This is a genomic window from Micromonospora sp. NPDC051296 (assembly GCF_040682255.1).
Classification (GTDB): domain Bacteria; phylum Actinomycetota; class Actinomycetes; order Mycobacteriales; family Micromonosporaceae; genus Micromonospora; species Micromonospora craterilacus.
This window is the reverse complement of the sequence record NZ_JBFBAO010000530.1, coordinates 1-3513: the sequence shown is the minus strand read 5'-3', so window position 1 is coordinate 3513 and position 3513 is coordinate 1. Positions and strand designations below refer to the sequence as shown.

Sequence of the window (3513 nt, the reverse complement as noted above, 5' to 3'; positions counted from 1 at the left end):
ACGTTCACGGTGCGGGACGTGGGCAGTTTGAACGGCACGTACGTGAACCGGGAGCGGGTCGAGGCGGCGACGTTGAGCAACGGTGACGAGGTGCATGACCAGCGCGATCGAGTCGGTCCGCTGGGTGACGAGGGTACGTGCGGCCAGGTTCGGCACGTACCCCAGTTCGGCCACCGCCTGGCGGACCGCCTCCCGGATCGGCTCGGCGACCGTGGTCGAGCCGTTGACCACCCGGGAGACGGTGGCCCGGGACACCCCGGCCCGTCGTGCCACCGCTTCCAGAGTGGGCCGCTGCGCGCCCGTCATCGGAGATACCACCTCGCCGTCAAAGCCCGTTCCGGGAGATCACCTCCTGGTACCACCGGGCGCTGGATTTCGGTGTACGCCGCTGGGTGAGGTAGTCGACGTGCACGATGCCGAACCGCTTGCGATACCCCTCGGCCCACTCGAAGTTGTCCAGCAATGACCATACGAGATAGCCGCGCAGGTCGACGCCCCGGGCGATGGCCTCGTGCGCGGCGCGCAGGTGACCGTCGAGGTAGGCGATCCGGTCGGCGTCCGGCAGCGGGCTGGTCACGTCGGCGGCGGTCTTGTCCGGGAAGGCCGCACCGTTCTCGGTGATCAGCAGCGGCACGGCCGGATAGTCGGTGGCGATGCGCTCCAGCAGTCGGGTCAGCCCGGCCGGCTCGATCATCCAGCCCATGTCGGTCAGCGGCCCGACCGGCGGCAGGAACTCCACCGCTCCCTCGGTCCCCGGGTACGCCCCACCGCCACCAGCGCCGTCCGGCCGCCCGGCGACGTAGGTCGGTGCGTAGAAGTTGACCCCGAGCAGGTCGATCGGCGCAGCGATGATCTTCTCATCGCCGTCCTGGACGAACGTCGGCTCGACGATCCGGGCGATGTGCTCGCGAACGTCGTCCGGGTAGCCGCCGACCAACAGTGGATCGAGGAAGATCCGGTTGTGCAGGCCGTCGACCAGGCGTACCGCGGCGGCGTCGGCCGCGCTGTTCGCGTCGGCGGGGCGTACGTCGGCCGGGTTGAGGGTGATGCCGACCCGGCCGGCGCCGCCCGCGCGCAGCGCCTGGGCGGCCAGGCCGTGCGCGAGCAGCAGATGGTGTACGGCCGTGAAGGCCGCGCCCGGATCCTGCACCCCGGGAGCGTGCACCCCGTTGCCGTAGCCGAGGTACGCCGAGCACCACGGCTCGTTGAGCGTCGTCCAGGTGCCGATCCGGTCGCCGAGCCGGGCGTACACGGCGGAGGCGTAGGTGGCGAAGTGCTCGGCGGTGTCCCGGGCGGTCCAGCCGCCCCGGTCCTGCAAGGTCTGCGGCAGGTCCCAGTGGTAGAGGGTGATGATCGGGTCGATCCCCCGGCCCAGCAGCGCGTCGGTCAGCCGGTCGTAGAAGTCCAGGCCGCGCGGGTTGACCGGGCCGGTGCCGTCCGGCTGGATCCGGGGCCAGGACACCGAGAAGCGGTACGCCTGGAGGCCCAGCTCGGCCATCAGCGCGACGTCGTCGGCGTACCGGTGGTAGTGGTCGCAGGCGACGTCGCCGGTGTGCCCGGCGTGGACCTTGCCGGGGGTGCGGCTGAAGGTGTCCCAGATCGATTCGCCGCGCCCGTCGTCGCGGGCCGCGCCCTCGATCTGGTACGCCGCGGTGGCCGCACCCCAGAGAAAGTTGTCAGGAAATCGAAGCTCAGTCACGCCTTGACCGCACCTTCCATGATCCCGCCGATGATCTGGCGGCCGAACAGGACGAACACCAGCAGCAGTGGCAGCGTGGCGATGGCTGTACCCGTGAACACCTGGGACATGTCCTGGTAGTAGCCGTCGGACAGGGCCCGCAAGGACAGCTGCACGGTGGGATTCTCCGGGTCGTTCAGCACCGCGTACGGCCACAGGAAGTCGTTCCAGGTGGTCATGAAGGTGAGCAGGCCGAGCACGGCGGCGGCCGGGCGCAACGCGGGCAGCACCACGTTCCAGTAGATCCGCGCGGTGCCGCAGCCGTCCACCCGGGCCGCCTCGATCAGCTCGTTGCTGACCGCCTGGCCGGCGTACTGCCGCATCATGAACACCCCGAATCCGGTGACCAGCGCGGGCATGATCACCGCAGGCAGCCGGTCGTTCAGGTTCAGCTTCGTCATCAGCATGTACAACGGGATGATGCCGAGTTGGGTGGGCACCATCATCGTCGCGATGATGACCATCAGCAATGCGTTGCTGCCCCGGAACCGCAGCTTGGCGAAGGCGAACCCGGCCAGGCTGGAGAAGAACACCACCGAGACGGTGACCGTGGTCGCCACGATCGCCGAGTTGATCAGGCCGGTCAGGAAGTACGCGTCGGTGTTGGCGAACAACCGGGAGATGTTGGCGCCCAGGTTGCCCCCGGGGGTGACCGGCGGCGGCAGCTGCCCCATCGCGTCGCTGGAGCGGCTGGCCACCACGAACATCCAGTAGATCGGGAAGACCGACAGGACCGCGGCGGCGATCAGCGCGCCGTATGTCAGCGGGCTGGCCCGCCACAGCCGGCTCATCGGGAGCCTCCCTTCCGCCTGCCGGTGTCCGGCTTGGCGCCGGCGCCGAGCCGGCGGATGATCAGTACGTTGATCGCCGCCACGATGGCGATGAGGGCGAAGAGCAGCCACGCCACCGCCGAGCCGTAGCCGAAGTTGTAGTAGGGCGCGAAGGCGTTCTCGAACATGTACATGGTCACCGTCTGCGACTCGCGCAGTGTTCCGCCCCGGATCGGGTTGGTGCCGGAGTGGAACAGTCGGGGCTCGGTGAACAGCTGGAGCCCGCCGATGGTGGAGATGATGACGCAGAAGATGATCGTCGGCTTGAGCAGCGGCACGGTGATGGTCCAGAACTGCCGGGCCCGGTTCGCGCCGTCGATCGCCGCCGCCTCGTACAGGTCGCGGGGGATGGCCTGCATGGCGGCCAGGAAGATCAGCGCGTTGTAGCCGGTCCACCGCCAGTCGACCATGGCCGAGATGGCCACCCAGGAGGCGAACCGGTTGGACTTCCACCCGATCGGGTCGACACCGACCAGGTCGAGCAGCCAGTTGATCATGCCGAACTCGCGGCCGAACAGCACCCCGAACACGATCGCCACGGCTGCGGTGGAGGTGACGTTGGGGACCAGCACCGCCATCCGCCAGCCGGTACGGAACCGCAGGTGCCGGTTGAGCATGTTGGCCAGCCAGAGCGCCAGGAGCAGCTGCGGCACCGTGCTGATGACGAAGATGCCCAGGGTGTTGACTACCGAGTGCCAGAAGTCGCTGTCGGCCAGCAGCCGGGTGTAGTTGTCCGCACCGATGAAGGTGGGGTTGCTGCCGAGCAGGTCCCAGTCGTGCAGCGAGACCCAGAGGGTGTACGCCAGCGGCCACGCCCCGAAGACCGCGAAGACCAGGAAGAACGGGGCGATGTAGAGGTAGGGCGAGTACTTCGCGTCGATCCGGCTCAGCCGGCCGGCCCGCCGCAGGCGGGTGTCGCGCGGTCCCGGTGTGGCCGGCGGTCGC

General features: G+C 69.0%; 3 protein-coding genes and 2 pseudogenes. 1 reads left to right on the top strand and 4 read right to left on the bottom strand.

What is annotated here, in order from left to right:
• Positions 1-9: 9 nt before the first annotated feature.
• A pseudogene (locus AB0M52_RS32340) lies at positions 10-54 on the top strand (hypothetical protein); the annotation flags it as partial.
• Between the two features lie 39 nt (positions 55-93).
• On the opposite strand, the pseudogene AB0M52_RS32335 reads toward AB0M52_RS32340, so the two are convergent.
• The 4 genes and pseudogenes from AB0M52_RS32335 to AB0M52_RS32320 all read right to left on the bottom strand — a co-directional run.
• Positions 94-306, bottom strand: a pseudogene (locus AB0M52_RS32335) (LacI family DNA-binding transcriptional regulator); the annotation flags it as partial.
• Between the two features lie 19 nt (positions 307-325).
• Entirely contained in the window at positions 326-1699 is a 1374-nt protein-coding gene (locus tag AB0M52_RS32330) for a GH1 family beta-glucosidase (protein ID WP_363961544.1), read from the bottom strand.
• Positions 1696-2529: a carbohydrate ABC transporter permease gene (locus tag AB0M52_RS32325; protein ID WP_363961542.1), complete on the bottom strand. Its 834-nt coding sequence runs from the start codon at positions 2527-2529 to the stop codon at positions 1696-1698. Before AB0M52_RS32325 ends, AB0M52_RS32330 begins: the two co-directional genes overlap by 4 nt.
• Positions 2526-3476, bottom strand: coding sequence for a sugar ABC transporter permease (locus AB0M52_RS32320; protein ID WP_363961546.1), 951 nt, complete (start codon positions 3474-3476; stop codon positions 2526-2528). The genes AB0M52_RS32325 and AB0M52_RS32320 overlap by 4 nt, the downstream gene beginning before the upstream one ends.
• Positions 3477-3513: the final 37 nt, after the last annotated feature.

Excerpts from the sequence above, each read along its gene's own strand:
- AB0M52_RS32325 (WP_363961542.1), bottom strand. The coding sequence starts at position 2,529 with ATGAGCCGGCTGTGGCGGGCCAGCCCGCTGACATACGGCGCGCTGATC.